This is a genomic window from Pseudomonas protegens CHA0 (genome assembly GCF_000397205.1).
Taxonomy (GTDB): domain Bacteria; phylum Pseudomonadota; class Gammaproteobacteria; order Pseudomonadales; family Pseudomonadaceae; genus Aquipseudomonas; species Aquipseudomonas protegens.
Genome location: NC_021237.1, coordinates 1,749,013 through 1,769,681, shown reverse-complemented (window position 1 = coordinate 1,769,681; position 20,669 = coordinate 1,749,013). Strand labels below are relative to the sequence as shown.

The following is a 20,669-nucleotide window of genomic DNA, read 5'->3' as shown; positions in this document are numbered from 1 at the left end:
TCGGGCAAAGAGCGGAGTTAAAGGAACAGGTCCAGGCGGAAATAGATCGGGGCTTCCAGTTCACTCAGGGCTTCGGGCCGTTCGAGGGAATGGGCAAAGGTCACGCTGGCGGCAAGGTGCTTGCCCCGGGCGAAGAATTCGATGGAGTCGCTGGAGACCCGGCCATGCTGCTCGGCGTTGTAGCGGTCGTTGCGGATCGCGCCGAAGTCATAGCCCAGCCCCGCGCCGTATTCGGCGAACACCGGGCGCAGCCAGTCCCAGCCCACCGGACGAGTCCAGCGCAGGTCGTTGCGCCAGTAGTAGCCGCTGTCGCCATTGAGGCTCTGGTCCTTGTAGCCGCGGATCGAGGACTGGCTGCCCAGGCTCATGCGTTGCGAGCTGAACAGCAGGTCCTCGCTGCGCTGGCCGGTGACCAGGCTGCTGAACACCAGGGACTCTTCCCCCAGCTTGAACGGCTGCAGGTAGCTGGCGGTGGCGGTGTACTTGCGGTAGCGGGCGTTGGCCTGGCGATTGCCGTATTTGTCGCGCTGGTTTTCGCGCTGGGCATCGAAGGCGCCAATACCGTCCTGCAGCCCCAGGTCGAGGTTGAGGAAGGCACTGCCGATACGCCGGCCGTGGTTGATGCCGAACTGGGCTTCGCTGAGGCGGTTGCTGCTGTTACTCAGCTTGCTGTCTTCGATGTAGTTGTTGGTACGCAGGTAGCTCAGGCCGCTGTTCAGCGAGGTCTTGCTCAGGGCGTCGCGATGGATCACCCGCTCCAGGCGCAACTGGTGGTTCTGGCTGTCGCCGGTCTGCTTGAAGTTGAAGCCCTGGCCCTGGGCCAGGGAACGGTATTCGCTCTGGCTGTAGCTGTAGCTAAGGTTCCACCAGCCAAACGGCAGGTTGTAATAGAGCATGGCGTTGCGCGAGGTTTTCTGGTGGTCGCTGATGGCGTCGTGGCCGCCGCGCAGCACCAGTTGGTCGGCCAGCCCCAGGGGGCTGTCCCATTCGAAGGAGCTGCCCCACTGCTGCTCGCCGGTGCTCTTCTGGCCCTCGTTGCTGCGTGATAGGCCAACGCGCCAGGGCTTTTTCGCGTTGTTCTTGACCAAGACCTCGCTGCCGCCCACGGCCTGGCCCGGGGCCAGTTCCATCTGCGCCTGGTTCGACGGCAGGCGGTTGAGCTGGTCCACCATCTGTTCGATCTGCCGCAGGTTGAGCAGCTCACCGCTACTGCCGGGGAAGGCCATGTTCAGCTCACGGGCACTGAGCTTGCTGTCTTCGGCGGCCTTGAGCCCTTCGAGCTTGCCTTCCACCACCAGCACTTGCAGGTGGCCGCTGGAGAGGTCTTGCTGCGGCAGGTAGGCACGGCTGGTGACCAGGCCTTTTTCGATATAGCGGTCGGTGATGACCTTGAGCAGTTCATTGAGCTGCGCTACCCCCAGGCACTGGCCGATGTAGGGCTGGAGCAGGCGCTCGCGCTCGGCAGCCGACAGCGAGTCGGCGCCCTTGAGCTGGATGTCCTTGATCGGGAAGCAGCGGCTGTCGGCCGGCGCCGTGGGCGCTACAGGCGCGGCGCTCTTGCCGGGCAGGTCCTTGAGTTCTTCGAGGCGCCGCTGCTGTTCTTCCAGCAGGCGGTTCTGGCGGTCGCGGATCAGGTCCTGGTCGCCGGGGTTGAAAGCCGGGCCCGGCAACGGCGCGGCAGTGGCGCTGGGCGGCGCAGTGACCAGCAGCAAGCAGGACAAGGCACAGCACAACCTCATCCCGAGGGTGGAGAGAGACATATTCGGTCCTTCGAAACGGCAGCAAGGGTAGAGAAAGGGCGCGCGATGTTAATGTGCCACCATTCTGACGTCAATTAAGCGCGAGCATCGTCGATGGATGGCTGGTTTTGCGGGGCACGCGCCCTGCTACAAGGCCGGATGCTAGAGCTATCGGCGGCGCCGGCAAATCAGATCCATCTGAATTGCCGAGTAAGAATTCCTGATCAGGCACGGCAATCAAAGCCGCGGCCACCGGCTCAATCCAACTGAACTTTCCCTGCCTCCGCTGCCTCAACCGGATGACTGCCCGTTCCGAATCACGAGGCCTACGCCATGAAGAACCTGAGCATTCTTACCCTCGCCAGCAGCCTGCTGTTCGCTCTGCCCACCTGGGCCTGCACCCCGGACGAAGCCACCGCCAAGCGCGAACAGCTGGCCCAGGAAGTCAGCAAGATCACCGAGCAGAACCCGGCCAAGGCCAAGGAGATCAACGCCGAACTGCAGAAGATGGACCTGAGCACCTCCAGCAAGGACCTGCCGGACAATTGCCAGTTGATCGACCAGCGGCTCAAGGAACTGGCCACTGCCGAGAAAAAGGCCGAGAGCTGACACCCGCAAAGCAAAAAGCCCGGACCAGGTCCGGGCTTTTCATCTGCATCAGGCGCCAGGCTTATTCAGCGGCGGGGGCCTGTGGCTTGCGGCGCTTGAGCGGCGCCAGGCCATCCTGGCTGACCAGGCTGTCGCTCTTGGGCCGATTGGCGGTCTTGCGCTTGGTCGGGGCCTTGGCCACGGCCTTTTTCTTGTCGCCCTTGGCGTCGGTCTTTTTCTTCTTCACGCCCACCGCCTTGCCGGAGGCCTTGACCTTCTTCGGCCCGCTGTAGGTGCCTTTGACTTCCTTGATGGTGCGGCGCTCGAAGCTCTGCTTGAGGTAGCGCTCGATGCTCGACATCAGGTTCCAGTCGCCGTGGCAGATCAGCGAGATGGCCAGGCCATCGTTGCCGGCACGGCCGGTGCGGCCGATGCGGTGCACGTATTCGTCGCCGCTGCGCGGCATGTCGAAGTTGATCACCAGGTCCAGGCCGTCAACGTCCAGGCCGCGGGCAGCGACGTCAGTGGCCACGAGGATCTTCACCCCGCCCTGCTTCAGGCGGTCGATGGCCAGCTTGCGGTCCTTCTGGTCCTTTTCACCGTGCAGGACGAAAGCCTTGTAGTCCTGGGCCACCAGGCGGCCGTAGATGCGGTCGGCCATGGCCCGGGTGTTGGTGAAGACGATGGCCTTCTGGTAGGTCTCGTTGGCCAGCAGCCAGTTGACGATCTGTTCTTTGTGCTGGTTGTGGTCGGCGGTGATGATCTGCTGACGGGTGGTTTCGTTCAGCTGGCTGACGCTGTTGAGTTGCAGGTGCTCAGGGTTGTTGAGGACCTTGGCGACCATTTCCCGCAGGCCGGAACCGCCGGTCGTGGCGGAGAACAGCATGGTCTGCTGGCGGTTCGGGCATTCGTCCACCAGACGCTGCACGTCTTCGGCAAAGCCCATGTCGAGCATGCGGTCGGCTTCGTCGAGCACCAGCACTTCGACTTCCTTCAAATCCAGGTTGCCGGCGTTGAGTTGCTCCAGCATGCGCCCCGGAGTGCCGATGAGGATGTCCGGCACCTTGCGCAGCATGGCAGCCTGGACCTTGAAGTCTTCACCACCGGTGATCAGGCCCGACTTGATGAAGGTGAACTGGGAGAAACGCTCGACTTCCTTGAGGGTCTGCTGGGCCAGTTCCCGAGTCGGCAGCAGGATCAGGGTCTTGATGCTGACGCGGATCTTCGCCGGGCCGATCAGGCGATTGAGGATCGGCAGGACAAAAGCCGCGGTCTTGCCGCTACCGGTCTGTGCCGTCACCCGCAGGTCACGCCCTTGCAGCGCCAGCGGAATAGCCGCTGCTTGCACCGGCGTCGGCTCGACAAATTTAAGCTCGGCCACGGCTTTGAGCAGGCGTTCGTGCAGGGCGAATTGGGAAAACACGGGTGCTACCTCGAAGATATGCAAAAAAACAGCTGCATAGGGTACCGGTTTCGAGCGCGAAGGCCGAGTTTCTTTGTGCAAACGGTGGCAAAGAGTTGGTTTTTTGTTAACCGATTTGTCCTTAACCGTAACTTTCCCAGGGTTAAATGCTCTAATCCCCCTCCTGTGCCTTATAGAAGAATCGTTTTAGCCCATGGATTTCAAACAGCTCTGGCTCAATACCCAGGATCTCTGGGGAGCACTCGACCAACACCCTCTCCTGCACGCCGGCATCGGCCTGGCCCTGTTACTGGTGGTCGCCCTGCTGGTCGGACGAGTGGCACGCTACCTGGTGCTGCACGCGGTCAAGCTGCTGGGCCGCCAGCCGGCCCTGCACTGGCTCAACGACCTGCGCCACAACAAGGTATTCCACCGCCTGGCACAGATGACTCCATCCCTGGTGATCCAGTTCGGCCTGCACCTGGTACCGGAGCTGAGCAAGACCAGCCTGCTGTTCCTCGGCAACCTGGCCATGGCCTTCACCATCCTGTTCCAGCTCCTGGCCCTGAGCGCCCTGCTCAATGCCCTGCTGGACATCTACGCGCGCACCGAACACGCCCGCACCCGCTCGATCAAGGGCTATGTGCAGTTGGCGAAAATGGTGTTGTACGTGTTTGGCGCGATCATCATCGTCGCCACCCTGATCGACCGCTCGCCGCTGTTGCTGCTGTCGGGCCTGGGCGCCATGTCGGCGGTGATCCTGTTGGTCTACAAGGACACCCTGCTGTCCTTCGTGGCCAGCGTACAGTTGACCAGCAACGACATGCTGCGGGTCGGCGACTGGATCGAAATGCCCCAGGTCGGCGCTGACGGCGACGTGGTGGACATCACCCTGCACACGGTCAAGGTGCAGAACTTCGACAAGACCATTGTCTCGATCCCCACCTGGCGGTTGATGAGCGAATCGTTCAAGAACTGGCGCGGCATGCAGCAGTCCGGCGGCCGGCGGATCAAGCGCAGCCTGTACATCGACGCCAGCGGCGTGCGCTTCCTGCATGACGATGAAGAAGTGCGCCTGAGCAAGGTGCGCCTGCTCACCGACTACATCGGGCGCAAGCAGTCCGAGCTCAAAAGCTGGAACGAAGCCCAGGGCAACGTCGCCGCGCTGTCGGCCAACCGCCGGCGCATGACCAATATCGGCACCTTTCGCGCCTATGCCCTGGCGTACCTGAAGAGCCACCCGGAAATCCAGCCGAACATGACCTGCATGGTGCGCCAGATGCAGACCACGGCCCAGGGCATTCCCCTGGAGATCTACTGCTTCACCCGCACCACCGCGTGGGTGGATTACGAGCGCATCCAGGGGGATATCTTCGATTACCTGCTGGCGGTGATGCCGGAATTCGGCCTGAACCTGTACCAGCAGCCCAGCGGCACCGACCTGCGGGCCGGCCTGCAGCCCGCGGTGCTGGGTGCCAGCCATGTGCCGACAGTAGAGAAGCAGGCTCTGTAACCCGGTAGGAGCTGGCTTGCCAGCGAAGGCGTTGGCCGGCCAGACGCAACGCTTGCGGGCCCTTTCGCCGGCAAGCCGGATCCTACAGGTTAGGGCGCCAGGCGCGGCGCCGCGCCCCGGCGGCTGATCCACACCGCCCCCAGAATCACCAACCCGCCCAGCAACAGCCGCCCCAGGTCTTCGTGCTGGTTCCAGATCAGCAGGTTGATCAACAGCCCCACCGGCACATGCAGGTTGTTCATCACCGCCAGGGTGGCGCCGGTCACCAGGCACGCGCCCTTGTTCCACCAGTACATGCCCAGGGCCGTGGACACCAGGCCGAGGAACAGCAGCACCGCCCATTGCAGCGGCGCGTCGGGCAGGTAGTGGGCCTTGCCGAACAGCAGGAACGCCGGCAACACCACCAGCAGCGCCCCCAGGTAGAAGTAGCCGAAGCGCCGGTAGTGCGGCTCGTCGCTGGGGTAGCGCGCCACCAGATGCTTGTACAGCACTTGCCCGGCGGCATAGGTGAAGTTGGCCAGTTGCAGCAGCAAGAAGCCCATGAAGAAGTCCGGGTTGACGCTGTCGTAGCGGATCACCACCGCGCCTGCCACCGCCACCAGCGCCGCCAGCAGGCCCCAGGGGTTGAAGCGCCGGTTCAGGGCGTCTTCGATCAGGGTCACATGCAACGGCGTGAGGATGGTGAACAGCAGTACTTCCGGCACCGTCAGCACGCGAAAGCTCAGGTACAGGCACACGTAGGTGATGCCGAACTGCAGCGCACCGATCAGCAGCATGCCGCGCATGAAGGCCGGGGCCACCCGGCGCCAGCGGGTCAGTGGAATGAACACCAGCCCCGCCAGCAGCACCCGCACCAGCACCGCGAAGTAACTGTCGACATGCCCGGCCAGGTATTCGCCGATCAGGCTGAAGGAAAACGCCTGGATCAGCGTGACAAAAAGTAGATAGCCCATGTTCGCCTCGTCTTGAATGGCGGCGACGATAGCGGTTTTGCCCCCTCAGATGAAATCCCGGGCAAAAAAAAGCCCGATCTCGCTAGGCGTGCAATCGGGCGTCGGTACTGAAGGAGCAACCAGTACAAAGGGAGGTTCGATGCGCGAACCGGCTTGAAGGGGGATGCGCAGGCGCTACTTGAACACCGGTAGATTATCTGCGGATTAACGGCGCCGCCCTGCCCTTCGCTGAGCGGCGCCTGGGCTCAAGAATCGCGGCTCAGGCCACCTGGGCCAGCTTGGCATTGGCCTGGTTCAGGCCCTTCTCGTGGAAATCGCCCCCCAGGTTCAGGCCTTCGGCGTGGATGAACTCCACATCGTGGATGCCGATAAAGCCCATCACCTGGCGCAGGTAGGGTTCCTGGTGGTCCGCGGTGCTGCCGGCGTAGATACCGCCGCGGGCAGTGAGCACGTAGGCACGCTTGCCGGTGAGCAGGCCCTGGGGCCCGGTGTCGGTGTACTTGAAGGTCACCCCGGCGCGCAGTACGTGGTCGAGCCAGGCCTTGAGGGTGCTGGGAATGGCGAAGTTGTACATCGGCGCGGCCATGACCAGGACGTCGGCGGCCAGCAATTCCTCGGTCAATTCATTGGAGCGTTGCAGGGAGTCCTGCTCGGCGGCGCTGCGCTGCTCGGCGGGTTTCATCCAGCCCCCCAGCAGGTTGGCATCCAGATGCGGCACCGGGTTGCGGGCCAGGTCGCGTACCGTGATCGAATCACCCGGGTGGGCGGCTTGCCATTGCTGGATAAAGGTCTGGGTCAACTGGCGGGATACGGAATCCTGCTGGCGGGCACTGCTTTCAATGATCAGGACGCGGGACATGGCACAAATCTCCATCGGGGTATGCGTAAGTCGATGGAGCGCAGATTAAACAGAGCGATATCGATGAAAAAGCGCAAATAACTGCTATAACCAATCAATAAATTCGTTTATAAGCGGAGCCAGCCCTGCAGCAACCGGCCGGGCCGGGCCCACTTCGATCATTTGGCCTGGCAGGTCAGGTCCAGGCGCAGCTTGATGATCTTGCGATTGAACTTGGCGGTAACGTTCTTGCTCTGCCCTGCGGCGACTTCCACCTTGCGGGTGCGCGGCGCTTCGGGGCCATTGCGAAACACCACCGAGCACAGCGCATCGCTCTTGCCGTAGTTGTTCAACTGGATGGAGCCGATGTCTTCATCGGTGTCATAGGCCGTGTAATCGATGCTCTGGCCGTTGAGCTGCTTCTCGACTTCGATGGGATAGGCCCAGGCGCTCAAGGGCAACAGAGCCAGCAACACACAACAGAATTTTCTCATTCGGCAGTCTCCAGTAAGGAGCGCCAGCTTAGGACAAGAGGAGCCCCTCATGAAAGCGCCCCGCGTGACCCTGGATCAATGGCGCACCCTGCAGGCGGTGGTCGACCACGGCGGTTTCGCCCAGGCCGCCGAAGCGCTGCACCGGTCCCAGTCCTCGGTCAGCTACACCGTGGCCCGCATGCAGGACCAGCTCGGCGTGCCGCTGCTGCGCATCGACGGCCGCAAGGCAGTGCTCACCGAAGCCGGCGGCGTGTTGCTGCGCCGCTCCCGGCAACTGGTCAAGCAGGCCAGCCAGCTGGAAGACCTGGCCCACCATATGGAACAGGGCTGGGAAGCCGAAGTGCGGCTGGTGGTGGACGCCGCCTACCCCAACGCGCGCCTGGTACGTGCCCTGACCGCCTTCATGCCGCAAAGCCGTGGCTGCCGCGTGCGCCTGCGCGAGGAAGTGCTGTCCGGGGTCGAGGAAGTGCTGCTCGAAGGCGTGGCCGACCTGGCCATCAGCGGTTTCAACATTCCCGGCTACCTGGGCACCGAGATGAGCTCGGTGGAGTTCGTCGCCGTGGCCCACCCGGAACACGCCCTGCACCGCCTGCAGCGGGAACTGCATTTCCAGGACCTGGAAAGCCAGTTGCAAGTGGTGATCCGCGACTCCGGCCGCCAGCAACCGCGAGATGTCGGCTGGCTCGGCGCCGAACAACGCTGGACCGTGGGCAGCCTGGCCACTGCCGCGACCTTCGTCGGCAGCGGCCTGGGCTTTGCCTGGCTGCCCCGGCACCTGATCGAGCGCGAGCTGCGCGAAGGCCTGCTCAAGGTCCTGCCCCTGGACCAGGGCGGCAGCCGCCATCCGACCTTCTTCCTCTATTCCAACAAGGACAAACCCCTGGGCCCGGCGACGCAGATCCTCGTGGAACTGCTGCGCACCTTCGACACCGCGCCCCTGGATGCGCCCTTTGCCGCACCCGAGCAAGCCTGACGTCCCACTCATCAGAACAGGAGTTCTGCCATGGCGTATTTCGAGCATGAAGGTTGCACCCTGCACTACGAGGAATACGGCCGGGGCGACCCCCTGCTACTGGTTCACGGCCTGGGCTCCAGCGCCCTGGACTGGGAAAAACAGATCCCCGAACTCTCGGCCCGCTACCGGCTGATCATCCCGGACATTCGCGGTCACGGACGTTCCGACAAACCCCGGGAGCGTTACAGCATCCCGGGCTTCACCGCCGACATCGTGGCGCTGATCGAGCACCTGAACCTGGGCCCGGCCCACTACGTCGGGCTGTCCATGGGCGGCATGATCGGCTTCCAGCTGGGGGTGGACCAGCCGCAGTTGCTCAAGAGCCTGTGCATCGTCAACAGCGGCCCCGAGGTCAAGCTGCGCAGCGCCAACGACTACTGGCAGTGGTTCAAGCGCTGGAGCCTGGCCCGGGTGCTGAGCCCGAGCGCCATCGGCAAGGCCCTGGGCCCGCGGCTGTTTCCCAAGCCGGAGCAGGGCGAGCTGCGACAGAAGATGGCCGAGCGCTGGGCAAAAAACGACAAACGTGCTTATCTCGCCAGCTTCGACGCCATCGTCGGTTGGGGGGTTCAGGAACGTCTGTCACGAATCACCTGTCCAACCCTGGTCGTCAGCGCCGACCGCGACTACACCCCGGTGGCGCTCAAGGAGGCTTATGTCAAACTGCTGCCGGACGCGCGGCTGGTGGTGATCGAGGACTCCCGACACGCCACGCCGCTGGACCAGCCGCAGCGCTTCAACCAAACCCTGCTGGACTTCATGACCACAGTCGACACCACCACCCAGGATCATTGACCCATGCTGAAAAAAATCGCCCTCGTCGCCGGCTCCGTACTCTTCGCGGCCAACCTGATGGCCGCGCAACCGGCCAAGGCGCCCCACGTCCTGCTGGACACCAGCTTCGGCAAGATCGAAGTGGAACTGGACCCGGTCAAGGCACCGATCTCCAGCAAGAACTTCCTCGACTACGTCGACAGCGGCTTCTACACCAACACCATCTTCCACCGGGTGATCCCGGGGTTCATGGTCCAGGGCGGTGGCTTCACCGCGCAGATGGTGCAGAAAGACACCCGCGACCCGATCAAGAACGAAGCCTCCAACGGCCTGCATAACGTGCGTGGCACCCTGTCCATGGCCCGTACCTCGAACCCCAACTCGGCCACCAGCCAGTTCTTCATCAACGTCGCCGACAACGCCTTCCTCGACCCGGGCCGCGATGCCGGCTACGCCGTATTCGCCAAGGTGGTGAGCGGCATGGACGTGGTGGACCAGATCGTCAACTCCCAGACCACCACCAAGCAGGGCATGCAGAACGTGCCGATCGACCCGGTACTGATCAAGTCGGCCAAGCGTATCGACTGATACTTCGCAGCCTGTCCCGACGGCGGCGCCCTACCCGGCGCCCCGTCCGTTTTCTGCACAGGAGAGCCCGTACCCCGGGCTTCAGACCCCATGCTCTTTCGTCGTTTTGAACAACTGATCGACATCTTCCGCGACGCTCCCAGCGCCACCCCGCCCAACCGGGTCCTGCCCTTCTACTTCCACTACATCAAGCAAGTCTGGCCGAGCTTCGTCGCCCTGCTGGTGGTGGGCCTGTTCGTGGCCCTGATCGAGGTGTCGCTGTTCAGCTACCTGAGCACCATCATCGACCTGGCCCAGGGCACCCCCAGCGTCCAGGTGTTCACCGACCACGGCCTGGAACTGGCCTGGATGGCGGTGGTGGCGCTGCTGTTCCGGCCCCTGATGGTGGGCCTGCACGACCTCCTGATGCACCAGACCATCAACCCTGGCATGACCAGCCTGATCCGCTGGCAGAACCACAGCTACGTGCTGCGCCAGAGCCTGAACTTCTTCCAGAACGACTTCGCCGGGCGCATCGCCCAGCGCATCATGCAGACCGGCTATTCGCTGCAGGACTCCTCGGTGCAGGTGATCGATGCCCTGTGGCACGTGACCATCTACGCCATCGGTTCCCTGGTGCTGTTCGCCGACGCCGACTGGCGCCTGATGATCCCGCTGCTGCTGTGGATCGCCGGCTTCATCGGTGCCATGCGCTACTTCGTGCCACGCATCCAGAAGCGCTCGGTGGACGCCTCCGACGCCCGCTCCAAGCTGATGGGGCGAATCGTCGACGGCTACACCAACATCACCACCCTCAAGCTCTTCGCCCACACCCACTTCGAGCAGAGCTACGCCCGCGAGGCGATCGCCGAGCAGACCGAAAAGAGCCAGCTGGCCGGGCGCGTGGTCACCGCCATGGACGTGACCATCACCAGCCTCAACGGCCTGCTGATCGCCGGCACCACCGGCCTGGCCCTGTGGTTGTGGAGCCAGTCGCTGATCAGCGCCGGGGCCATTGCCCTGGCCACCGGGCTGGTGATCCGCATCGTCAACATGTCCGGCTGGATCATGTGGGTGATCAACGGCATCTTCGAAAACATCGGCATGGTCGAGGACGGCCTGAAGACCATCGCCCAGCCCCTGCAACTCACCGACCGCGAGCAGGCACCGAAGCTGGCGGTGGCCCAGGGCGGCGTGCGTTTCGAACATGTGGAGTTCCACTACGGCAAGGCCAACCGGGTCATCAGCGACCTCAACCTGGAGATCCGCCCGGGGGAGAAGATCGGCCTGATCGGCCCGTCCGGGGCCGGCAAATCAACCCTGGTCAACCTGCTGCTGCGCCTCTACGACCTGCAGGGCGGCAAGATCCTCATCGACGGCCAGGACATCGCCGGGGTAACCCAGGAAAGCCTGCGCGAACGCATCGGCATGATCACCCAGGACACCTCGCTGCTGCACCGCTCGATCCGCGACAACCTGCTCTACGGCCGCCCCGACGCCACCGACGAGGAACTCTGGGAAGCAGTGCGCAAGGCTCGTGCCGACGAGTTCATCCCGTTGTTGTCCGACGCCCAGGGCCGCACCGGCTTCGACGCCCATGTCGGCGAGCGCGGGGTCAAGTTGTCCGGCGGCCAGCGCCAGCGCATCGCCATTGCCCGGGTGCTGCTCAAGGATGCGCCGATCCTGATCATGGACGAAGCCACCTCGGCCCTGGACTCGGAAGTGGAAGCGGCGATCCAGGAAAGCCTGGAGACCCTGATGCAAGGCAAGACCGTGATCGCCATCGCCCACCGCCTCTCGACCATCGCCCGCATGGACCGCCTGGTGGTCCTGGAACAGGGGCGCATCGCCGAGACCGGTACCCACGCCGAACTGCTGGCCCACGGCGGCCTGTATGCGCGCCTGTGGCAGCACCAGACCGGAGGCTTCGTCGGCATCGACTGAGCCTCTGTAGCCGCTACAGAAAGTCGCCGCACAATGCGCCAGAGCCCCCGGTTTCAGGGGGCCCTGGCGTTTTTCATGGGCGAGTGGAATTGCGCCGAAAGCCTGCTGTACTCAGCCTAGGTTCCGGAGCGGAACCTGTAGTTAACCTGCGGGATGCATAACAGCTGTATCGCGTTGATAGGTTGACCTATCAAGGACTCTCTCATGTCTTTGTTCAAACGTTCTGTCACCGAATTGCTCGGTACGTTCTGGCTGGTCCTGGGCGGTTGCGGCAGCGCCGTGCTGGCGGCGGCCTTTCCCAACGTCGGTATCGGCCTGCTCGGGGTCGCCCTGGCCTTCGGCCTGACGGTGCTGACCATGGCCTTCGCCATCGGCCATATCTCCGGTTGCCACTTGAACCCCGCGGTGTCCGTCGGGCTGGTGGTGGGTGGACGCTTTCCGGCCAGGGAACTGCCGGCCTATATCGTCGCGCAGGTGATCGGCGGGGTCATCGCCGCGGCGCTGCTGTACTTCATCGCCAGCGGCAAGCCGGGGTTCGAACTGGCCTCGGGGCTGGCGTCCAACGGCTATGGCGCACACTCCCCCGGCGGCTATTCCATGGCCGCGGGTTTTGTCTGTGAGTTGGTGATGACCTTGATGTTCGTGGTGATCATCCTCGGTGCCACCGACAAACGCGCCCCGGCGGGGCTGGCGCCCATCGCCATCGGCCTGGCCCTGACCCTGATCCACCTGATCTCGATCCCGGTCACCAACACCTCGGTCAACCCGGCCCGCAGCACCGGACCGGCGCTGATCGTCGGCGGCTGGGCGTTGCAGCAGCTGTGGATGTTCTGGCTGGCGCCGATCCTTGGCGCAGTGATCGGCGGCGTGGTCTATCGCTGGCTGGGCAAGGAAGACGGCTGAGCAACGCCGGCGAGGGTCACGCCTGCCGATAGGGCAAGGCGTCCCTCGCCTCTTGCGCATAGGCGCGGATTCCGGCCTGTTCCTGTTGCAGGAAATCCTTCACCGCAGCCTTCAGCCCAGGATGGCGCAGGTAGTGCCAGGAGCGGGTGAGCACCGGTTCGAAGCCGCGAATCAGCTTGTGCTCGCCCTGGGCGCCGGCGTCGAAGCGCTGCAGCCCCTGGGCGATGGCGTACTCCATGCCCTGGTAGAAACAGGTCTCGAAATGCAGGCGGTCGAACTCCGCCAGGCAACCCCAGTAGCGCCCATAGAAACTGTCGCCGCCCACCAGGCTGAAGGCCATGGCCACCGGGCGCCCGCCCTGCTTGGCCAGGACCACGCGGATCGCTTCGGGCATACGCTCGGCCAGCAGGCTGAAAAATGCTCGGGTCAGGTAGGGTGACTGGCGCCGCACCGCGTAGGTGTTGGCGTAGCAGGCATAGACGAAATCCCACTGCGCCTGGTCCAGTTCATGGCCTTCGAGCCACTGGAAATCAATGCCCTGCCCCGCCACCTGCTCGCGCTCCTTGCGCATCTGCTTGCGCTTGCGCGAGCTCAGGGCATCGAGGAAATCCTGAAAGTCCCGGTAGCCACGGTTCTGCCAGTGAAACTGGCAGCCCAGGCGCTGCAGCCAGCCCGGTTGCTGCTCCAGGGCCGCGTCGCTGAAATCGTCGGTGAAGTTGATATGGGCACTGGAAAGCCCTTCGATCTCCAGGTAGCCGGGCAGGCTTTTCAGCAGTTCGAGCGCATCTGCCTGGGTCGCTGCCAGCACCCGGGCGCCGCTCACCGGGCTGAACGGCACCGCCGTCAGCAGCTTGGGGTAGTAGTCGATTCCGGCCCGGTCGCAGGCATCCGCCCAGCCATGATCGAACACGTATTCGCCGTAGGAATGCCATTTGCGATAGCTGGGCAGCGCCGCCAGCAGCCGACCGTCTTCGACATGCAGCAGGTGCTCGGCCTGCCAGCCAGAGCGCGGGCCAAGGCTGCCGCTGTCTTCCAGGGCACTGAGAAAGGCGTGACGCACAAAGGGTTGCCCGTCCTTGAGCAGGCCATCCCATTGCACAGGATCGACGGCGGACAGGCTGTTCAAGGATTGCAGCGGCATCGGGGTCCCCGGAATTCAGATCGAACAACCCGGGGAGTATCCTCCATCCCCGGGTTCACCGAAACCGCCGCAGCGCTAGCGCCCCAGGTGCTCCGCCAGAAAGTCGATGAACACCCGGGACTTGCGCGGCAGGTGCGCACTGTTGGGAAACAGCACATGCACCGGCTGCGTGGCCAGCCGGTACTCGGGCAATACCCGCACCAGCCGCCCGTTGCCCAGGTCATCGAGGACCATCCACTCCGGCAGCACCGCCAGCCCCAGGCCGGCCAGGGCCATGGCGCGAATCGCCGTCGCCGAGTTGGACTCGTGCCCGGGGCTGACCTTGACCTCCACCTCGCCACGGCGCGGATGGCTGAAGGTCCAGCCCGGCGGCCCGCCCAGGTTGCTGTTGCCAATCCAGGGCCAGGCATCGAGCTCTTCAGGCTGCGTCACCTGCCGGTCCTTGAGCAGCGCCGGGCTGGCCACCAGGACAATGGCGTAGTCCGCCAGCTGGCGCCCCTTGAACCCCGAGTCCGCCAGGTGCCCGAGGCGGATCACTAGGTCGAGCTTTTCCGCCACCAGATCATTCAACGACGAGTTGAAGTGATAACTCAGGCGCACCTCGGGATAACGCGCGGTGAACAACGGCAGGATCGGCAACACGAACGTCTCGGCATACTCCGCCGTGGAGCTGATGCGCAACTTGCCACTGACCCGGTCGCGCCCGTGCAGCACATTGTCGAAGGCGGTGTCGATATTGGCGACAATCCCCTTGAACTCGTCGTAGAGGGCCTGGCCGGTCTCGGTCAGTGTCACCTGCCGCGTGGTGCGGATCAACAAGGTGCTCGCCAGCGCTTGCTCCAGGGCCTTTATGTGCAGGCTGGCCATGGCCTTGCTGATGCCCAGGTACTGCGCGGCGCGGGTGTATGAACTGAAGTCCACCACCGCAAGAAAGGTCTGTACCCGGTGCAGCTGGCCGTGAAAATTTTCGCTCACTGTCAAATCCTATTAAACAATGCGTCAAGTATAGGCACCTCGACACCCTGCCCCCAAGCTCCCTAAGCTGCGCGCCAAAAGGGAGACGGCATGACTTACAGATACAAAGTGGCGGTGGTATTCCTTCTCGGATTCTTCATCGACTGCGTCAACATTTTCATGTCGGCGGTGGCCCTGCCCACTATCGCCGCCCAACTGCAAGTGTCCAGCGCCGCCGTGGCCTGGGTCGCCAATGCCTACATCCTCGGCCTGACCCTGGTGATCGCCATCAGCACCTGGCTCGCGGCGCGTTTCGGCAACCGCCAGGTGCTCTGCGCCTCGATGCTGCTGTTCAGCGTTGCCGGGCTGATGTGCGGGCTGGCCGACAGCTTCATGCCACTGGTGTTCTGGCGGCTGGTCCAGGGCATGGCCGGCGGCCTGCTGATTCCCCTGGGGCAGGCACTGACCTTCAACCTGTTCCAGGGCACGCAACGGGCGCGGATCTCCACCCTGGTGATGGCCGTGGCGCTACTGGCGCCAGCGCTGTCGCCCACGGTGGGTGGGGCCATTGTCGACCACAGTTCCTGGCGCTGGGTGTTCTTCGCCAGCCTGCCGCTGTCGCTGCTGGCGGCGTTGCTGTCCTGGTGCTGGATCAACGCCGAGCGCTCGGCGCCACCGCCGCGCCCGGACCTGCGCGGCCTGCTGCTGGTGACTGCGAGCCTGGGCTGCCTGTTGCTCGGCATGTCGCTGTACGGCAGCGGCTACCCGGCCCATCAGGCCGCACCGGGCCTGGTTGCCGGCCTGCTATTGGCCGAGTGCTACCGGCGTCACTGTCGGGCCTGCGCCCGGCCCATCGTCGAACTGCGGCTGCTGAAAAATCCGCGCCTGGGCCTGTCGGTGGCTATCTATCACGCGATCCCCGGGCTCTTCACCGGGGTCAATCTGCTGAGCCTGTTCTTCCTTCAGGAGAGCCTGCACCTGAGCGCCCAGCACAGCGGCATGTTCATGCTGCTGTATGCCGCCGGCGCACTGCTGGCGATGCTCGCCTGCGGACGTTTGTACAATCGCCTGGGCGCCGCACGGCTGTTCGCCATCGCCCTGGTGCTGCACAGCGCCGGCATCGCCAGCCTGTACGGGGTCGACTCGCTGGCCGATCTGCCCCTGATCAGCCTGGCCTACCTGCTGATGGGCCTGGGCGGAGGCGCCGGTGCCAATACCGCGCAGACCACCGCCCTGCTGGACTTCGACGGCGCCGATACGCACAAGGCCAGCGTGATCTGGAACATCAACCGGCAGATGGCCTTCAGCCTCGGCGCGGCCTTGCTGCTGATGCTCTACAACCTGCTGCTGGGTTATCGGGGCGTCACCGGCGCCTACCACCTGAGCCTTTTGCTGGCCGCCGCAGCCGGCCTGCTACCCCTGTTGACCCTGAACCGACTCCCACCACCCGAGGCCTCCCATGCCCAACTCGATCGCTAGACAGGCGCAATACAGCGTGCACTGGATTCACCAACTGATTCACAGCGTCTTCACCAACCAGCGCGGGGATGCCGAGGCCTGCATCGATCCCTTGCTGGGGCTGTTCGCCGAAGACTTCCAGATGGTCACCACCGGCGGCGCCATGGTCGGCCGCGAGCAGGTGGAACAGCTGTTTCGCGAAGGCCTGGGCCAACGCCCCGGTCTGGAAATCAGCATCAGCCAGGTGCGCTGTGTGTGGCAGGAAGGCCAGAGCGCGGCGATCCACTACAAGGAAACCCACCGCCTGGGCCAGGTCGAAAGCGCGCGCCTGTCCCTGGCGATCATCCGCGTGCAGGGCGATGCGGCGCAGTGGCTGTACCTGCACGAAACCGCCTGCCCTTGAGAGGCGCCCGTGCAGCGGGCAAAAAAAAACCCCGCCGGGGCGGGGTTAAAACGAGAGGAGCTATAACGGATGAGAAAGAGCTCTACCTGGGTGTTGCAACAGCCTTAGAACACGTACTGCACACGGGCTACGAGGGCATCGCCGCTGTCATCGCCAACGTTGTTGGTGATCTTGTCGGTGTTGACCTTGATGTAGTTGGCGGAAATCTTGATCGCCTCGTTGGCGTACCAGTTGACCCCGATGGTGTTCATGGTGGCCTTGGCATCGCCGACGTCACGGGTGGCGGTGGCGGCTACGACGTTCTTGTCATCGACCTTGATGTTGTCGTAGCGGTAGAACACTTCCCAGGCACCGTACTGCTTGTTCTCGGGCTTGATGGTGTCGAACTTGGCGCCGTCGAGTTTGTACACCCGGGCCTCGCCGGTCAGGGTATAGGCCAGTTGGCCGTAGAAACCGGTGGCCTTGACGTCCTTGTAGGCGTTGCTGTCGGCCTGCAGCTTGCGGGTCAGGTATTCCGCCTGGGCCGAGAACGGGCCGGTGGCGAAGGCGAATTCACCGCCGAACACCCGGTCATTGTCATAGGCGCCAACGGCCGTCTGGCTCGACGCGTTGAGGCCGGCGCCGCCGCCGAAGGTGGCACGGTTGCCGTTGGTGCCGGCATCGTTGCCGCCGTTGGTGGCGATACCACGCACGCCCAGGCGTGGGCGGATCCGCGAGTCGAAAGCGGTGTCGCTCACATCACGGCTGGCAAAGTCCAGACCGAAGTGCAGGACGTTGCCGGTCTCGTGCATCGGGGCGAACACGGCACGGGCGTTGAACTGCTTGACGCTGTCGCCGTCCTTGTCGTTGATGTCCTTGGCCGCCACGCTGCCGGACAGGTAGGCCATGTCGGCGACCACCGAGCTGGCCTGCAGGCCCATGCCGTTCTCGTGGGAGTTGACCCAGTCGGCCAGCTCGTAGGCGGCGTTACGCTCCATGGCGGTAACCCACTTGGAACTGGTGGCCTTCTCCAGGCCGAAGTCTTCGTCGAAGCGGCCGGCGCGCAGGGTCACCGGCTTGAAGCCGACGTAGGAGATGGACGCCTCGTCGAAGTAACCGTCATCGGCGGTGCCCGAGTTGTGGGAGAAGTCGTAGTTGATCTGGTATTTCCAATCCTTGTAGGCGGTGCCGCCCAATTCCAGATAGGCGCGGCGGAAGTACGCGCCGTCGCCGCTGTCACCATTCTTGGTGTAGAACCCGTCGAAACGGCCATAGTCGGCTTGCAGACGACCGCCCAGCTTGAAGCTGAACGCGGAGTCGGTGGTAGCAACCTCAAGGCCGCCCTTGGTTTTGACTACGATATCGGCGCCGTCGGTGGTGACGGTGCCAGCGAAAGCCTGGGCGGTTACTGCCAGGGCCAGGGCGCTGGCGGCAAAACCGGCGAAGTGCTTACGGATCATCGAAGAGTTCCCCTAATTGGTGGTCTGTAGCGTTGGAAAACACGCGGGGTTGGCCCGCTGGTGTTGGGTGGGAATCTTGGCGAGGGGTTATTTCAGCCGGGTTGCTGATAGATAAAGATTTGATTACAGGGGAACTTTTTTACTTCGAAATGAAATAAGGCAAAAAGCCTGTACTAGAGCCTTTGCCCTGGGCTTTGCGGGGGAATAGGGGGACACAAGAACACTGTCACCTTTGATCGGATGACAGTTTCATGTGGTGTCTGTAGCCGTCGAGCCCCGGCGAGGCGGCGAACGGCTCCGTAGGAGACGCCGCGATCCTGAGGGCGCTGGAGGTTCGACGGGAGACCGTCAAGCAAGGCCCTGCGGGCCTTTTCGCAGCCTCGCCGGGGCTCGACAGCGGCTACCGAGCCATGGGGGGGCAGGATCAGCGGTGGTTCTGGCGCTCGGCGGCCAGACGCTCGGCCAGTTCGTCGAGACCTTCCAGGGGCGGCTCCGGAAGCACCCGCAAGGTGGCCTGGAGCAGGCGCATCTGGCGAATGAAACGCCGGCAATTGGGGCAGAACAACAGATGATGGCGCACCATCAAGCGCTCGCGAAAGCTCAACTGGCCATCGAGATAATCGCTGGATCGTGCCACTTGTTCCTTGCAGGTCAGCATTGGCCGGTTTCCTCAAAATGCTCCACGGTGGCGAAGACCTTCAGACGCGCCCGGTGCAGCAGTACCCGGACATTGGAGAGCGTGAGCCCCAAAAGGTTACAGATCTCTTCCAGCTCCAGGCCCTGGCGTTCGCGCAACAGCAGGACACTGCTCTGCAACTCCGACAGGCTGAGCAGGGTGTGCTCCAGGCAGTCACGCAGTTCGGACTCGGTCAGCAGGGCTTCCGGGGTGTCTTCGTGCCAGGCGAAAGGCGCCACCAGCCAGTGACCATCGCTGGAGGAGAAACGCTCATCACCCACGGTGCCATGGGGCGCCGGCAGATCGTCGAGCAACACTTCCCGGCGGTTCTGCTTGTAGCGGCTCTTGGCCGCGTTGGCGGTGATGGTCAGCAGCCAGGTCTTGAGGCTGGAACGCCCCTGGAAACCCGCCAGGTTGCGCACCACCGACAGCCAGGCGTCCTGTACCACTTCGTCGGCGTGGCGGTTGCCGACAATGGCGTAGGCCACGGCGCGCATGGCGCTCTGGTAGGTGCCGACCAGTTCCTTGTAAGCCTTTTGTTCGCCCGCCAACAGGCGCTCTAGCAGTTGCGTGTCATCAGCAGCGGCCATTCGTGCCTCGTTCAATCATGCAGGTTTGAGGGGGTGTGACGCGCCAATCCCGCCCGACGCCACACCCCAACCCTGGATCAACGCTTGCGCAGCAACACGCTACCGATCGAATAACCGGCGCCAAAGGAGCTGAGCACGGCCAGGGAACCGCTGGCCAGGTCGTCCTGGTACTTGTGGAAGGCAATCACCGAACCCGCCGAACTGGTGTTGGCGTAAGTGTCGAGAATCACCGGCGCTTCTTCCACCGAGGCTTCGCGGCCCAGGAGCTTCTTGACGATCAGGTGGTTCATGCTGAGGTTGGCCTGGTGCAGCCAGAAGCGCTTCACGTCGCTGACGTTGAGCTGGTTTTCTTCCAGGTGTGCAGCGATCAGCTCGGCCACCATCGGGCATACATCGCGAAATACCTTGCGGCCTTCCTGGACGAACAGCTTGTCGCGGGCACCGATACCCTCTTGCGCGGCGCGGTTGAGGAAGCCGAAGTTGTTGCGGATGTTGTTGGAGAACTGGGTCAGCAGCTTGGTGCTGACGATGTCGAACTGGTGCTCGGAGGTGGCCAGGTCGGCTCGCTCGATGACCACCGCAGTGGCGGCGTCACCGAAGATGAAGTGGCTGTCGCGGTCACGGAAGTTCAGGTGCCCGGTGCAGACTTCCGGGTTGACCATCAGGATCGCCCGGGCCTGGCCCAGTTGCACGCTGTTGCAGGCCGCCTGGATGCCGAAGGTCGCCGAGGAGCAGGCCACGTTCATGTCGAAGCCAAAACCCTGGATGCCCAGTGCGGCCTGGACTTCGATGGCGATGGCCGGGTAGGCGCGCTGCAGGTTGGAGCAGGCGACGATCACCCCGTCGATGTCGGCGGCAGTCTTGCCGGCCCGCTGCAGGGCTTGCTCGGCGGCGGCCACGGCCATCTGGCAGAGTACCGACCATTCGTCGTTGGAGCGTTCCGGCAGGCGTGGAGCCATGCGCTGCGGGTCGAGGATGCCGTCCTTGTCCATGACGAAGCGGCTCTTGATGCCCGAGGCCTTTTCGATGAAGGCAGCGTTGGATTCGGTCAGGGCCTGCACTTCGCCGCGCTCGATGGCGGCAGCGTTGTCACTGTTGAACTGGTGGACGTAGGTATTGAACGATTCCACCAGCTCTTCGTTGGAGATGCTGTTGGCCGGGGTAAACAGGCCGGTGCCGCTGATGACGACGTTGTGCACGGTCGTTCCTCTAATGTGTTGAGGCAGAAGGTATTGGCACTCACGTGCCAAACCGTAAAGGGACGACTCCCGCCAGGGGAGC

At 63.7% G+C, this 20,669-nt stretch carries 20 protein-coding genes; 9 read left to right on the top strand and 11 right to left on the bottom strand.

What is annotated here, in order from left to right; translation table 11 throughout:
- Positions 1–17: 17 nt before the first annotated feature.
- A complete protein-coding gene (locus PFLCHA0_RS07940) occupies positions 18–1,760 on the bottom strand; it encodes a ShlB/FhaC/HecB family hemolysin secretion/activation protein (protein ID WP_015634579.1) in 1,743 nt (580 codons plus the stop codon).
- 312 nt (positions 1,761–2,072) lie between these two features.
- Between PFLCHA0_RS07940 and PFLCHA0_RS07935 the strand changes: the two genes are divergently transcribed.
- A complete protein-coding gene (locus PFLCHA0_RS07935; protein WP_011059888.1) occupies positions 2,073–2,348 on the top strand; it encodes a hypothetical protein in 276 nt (91 codons plus the stop codon).
- Between the two features lie 61 nt (positions 2,349–2,409).
- Here PFLCHA0_RS07935 and PFLCHA0_RS07930 read toward each other — a convergent pair whose 3' ends face one another.
- A complete protein-coding gene (locus PFLCHA0_RS07930; protein ID WP_011059887.1) occupies positions 2,410–3,750 on the bottom strand; it encodes a DEAD/DEAH box helicase in 1,341 nt (446 codons plus the stop codon).
- 193 nt (positions 3,751–3,943) lie between these two features.
- Between PFLCHA0_RS07930 and PFLCHA0_RS07925 the strand changes: the two genes are divergently transcribed.
- The gene (locus PFLCHA0_RS07925) at positions 3,944–5,242 is read left to right on the top strand and encodes a mechanosensitive ion channel family protein (RefSeq protein ID WP_015634578.1); all 1,299 of its coding nucleotides are present in this window, start codon (positions 3,944–3,946) and stop codon (positions 5,240–5,242) included.
- A gap of 89 nt (positions 5,243–5,331) precedes the next feature.
- On the opposite strand, the gene PFLCHA0_RS07920 is transcribed toward PFLCHA0_RS07925, so the two are convergent.
- The 3 genes from PFLCHA0_RS07920 to PFLCHA0_RS07910 all read right to left on the bottom strand — a co-directional run bounded on the left by PFLCHA0_RS07920 (position 5,332) and on the right by PFLCHA0_RS07910 (position 7,527).
- Entirely contained in the window at positions 5,332–6,195 is an 864-nt protein-coding gene (locus PFLCHA0_RS07920) for a carboxylate/amino acid/amine transporter (protein WP_015634577.1), read from the bottom strand.
- 259 nt (positions 6,196–6,454) lie between these two features.
- Positions 6,455–7,054, bottom strand: a complete 600-nt coding sequence (locus PFLCHA0_RS07915) for an FMN-dependent NADH-azoreductase (protein ID WP_011059884.1) — start codon at positions 7,052–7,054, stop codon at positions 6,455–6,457.
- A 158-nt stretch (positions 7,055–7,212) separates the two neighbouring features.
- Positions 7,213–7,527 (bottom strand): hypothetical protein, encoded by a 315-nt coding sequence (locus tag PFLCHA0_RS07910; protein WP_011059883.1) that lies wholly within the window; start codon positions 7,525–7,527, stop codon positions 7,213–7,215.
- A 49-nt stretch (positions 7,528–7,576) separates the two neighbouring features.
- On the opposite strand from PFLCHA0_RS07910, the gene PFLCHA0_RS07905 reads away from it, so the two are divergent.
- The 5 genes from PFLCHA0_RS07905 (at position 7,577) to aqpZ (ending at position 12,727) form a co-directional block, all read left to right on the top strand.
- Positions 7,577–8,500 carry a LysR family transcriptional regulator gene (locus PFLCHA0_RS07905; protein WP_015634576.1) on the top strand — a complete coding sequence of 308 codons (924 nt, stop codon included), beginning with the start codon at positions 7,577–7,579 and terminating at the stop codon, positions 8,498–8,500.
- 30 nt (positions 8,501–8,530) lie between these two features.
- Positions 8,531–9,334: an alpha/beta fold hydrolase gene (locus PFLCHA0_RS07900; protein ID WP_015634575.1), complete on the top strand. Its 804-nt coding sequence runs from the start codon at positions 8,531–8,533 to the stop codon at positions 9,332–9,334.
- Between the two features lie 3 nt (positions 9,335–9,337).
- Positions 9,338–9,901 carry a peptidylprolyl isomerase A gene (locus tag PFLCHA0_RS07895; RefSeq protein ID WP_011059880.1) on the top strand — a complete coding sequence of 188 codons (564 nt, stop codon included), beginning with the start codon at positions 9,338–9,340 and terminating at the stop codon, positions 9,899–9,901.
- Positions 9,902–9,991: 90 nt separating this feature from the next.
- Positions 9,992–11,824: an ABC transporter ATP-binding protein gene (locus PFLCHA0_RS07890; protein WP_015634574.1), complete on the top strand. Its 1,833-nt coding sequence runs from the start codon at positions 9,992–9,994 to the stop codon at positions 11,822–11,824.
- A 204-nt stretch (positions 11,825–12,028) separates the two neighbouring features.
- A complete protein-coding gene (aqpZ, locus tag PFLCHA0_RS07885; RefSeq protein ID WP_011059878.1) occupies positions 12,029–12,727 on the top strand; it encodes an aquaporin Z in 699 nt (232 codons plus the stop codon).
- A gap of 16 nt (positions 12,728–12,743) precedes the next feature.
- Here aqpZ and PFLCHA0_RS07880 read toward each other — a convergent pair whose 3' ends face one another.
- Both PFLCHA0_RS07880 and PFLCHA0_RS07875 read right to left on the bottom strand, forming a co-directional pair.
- Entirely contained in the window at positions 12,744–13,868 is a 1,125-nt protein-coding gene (locus PFLCHA0_RS07880; RefSeq protein WP_015634573.1) for a GNAT family N-acetyltransferase, read from the bottom strand.
- 75 nt (positions 13,869–13,943) lie between these two features.
- Complete coding sequence (locus PFLCHA0_RS07875) at positions 13,944–14,849, bottom strand: LysR family transcriptional regulator (protein ID WP_041752012.1); 906 nt, start codon at positions 14,847–14,849, stop codon at positions 13,944–13,946.
- An 84-nt stretch (positions 14,850–14,933) separates the two neighbouring features.
- Between PFLCHA0_RS07875 and PFLCHA0_RS07870 the strand changes: the two genes are divergently transcribed.
- Together PFLCHA0_RS07870 and PFLCHA0_RS07865 are read left to right on the top strand one after the other, a co-directional pair.
- Positions 14,934–16,301, top strand: coding sequence for an MFS transporter (locus PFLCHA0_RS07870; protein WP_011059875.1), 1,368 nt, complete (start codon positions 14,934–14,936; stop codon positions 16,299–16,301).
- Positions 16,282–16,683, top strand: coding sequence for a nuclear transport factor 2 family protein (locus tag PFLCHA0_RS07865; protein WP_026019998.1), 402 nt, complete (start codon positions 16,282–16,284; stop codon positions 16,681–16,683). The genes PFLCHA0_RS07870 and PFLCHA0_RS07865 overlap by 20 nt, the downstream gene beginning before the upstream one ends.
- Before the next feature lie 104 nt (positions 16,684–16,787).
- On the opposite strand, the gene PFLCHA0_RS07860 is transcribed toward PFLCHA0_RS07865, so the two are convergent.
- From PFLCHA0_RS07860 to PFLCHA0_RS07845, 4 genes are all read right to left on the bottom strand, one after another.
- Positions 16,788–18,122, bottom strand: coding sequence for an OprO/OprP family phosphate-selective porin (locus PFLCHA0_RS07860; RefSeq protein ID WP_011059873.1), 1,335 nt, complete (start codon positions 18,120–18,122; stop codon positions 16,788–16,790).
- Between the two features lie 424 nt (positions 18,123–18,546).
- Entirely contained in the window at positions 18,547–18,780 is a 234-nt protein-coding gene (locus PFLCHA0_RS07855; protein WP_011059872.1) for an anti-sigma factor family protein, read from the bottom strand.
- The gene (locus PFLCHA0_RS07850; protein WP_011059871.1) at positions 18,774–19,388 is read right to left on the bottom strand and encodes an RNA polymerase sigma factor; all 615 of its coding nucleotides are present in this window, start codon (positions 19,386–19,388) and stop codon (positions 18,774–18,776) included. The genes PFLCHA0_RS07855 and PFLCHA0_RS07850 overlap by 7 nt, the downstream gene beginning before the upstream one ends.
- 77 nt (positions 19,389–19,465) lie before the next feature.
- Entirely contained in the window at positions 19,466–20,587 is a 1,122-nt protein-coding gene (locus tag PFLCHA0_RS07845; protein WP_041752009.1) for a beta-ketoacyl-ACP synthase III, read from the bottom strand.
- Between the last annotated feature and the right edge of the window lie 82 nt (positions 20,588–20,669).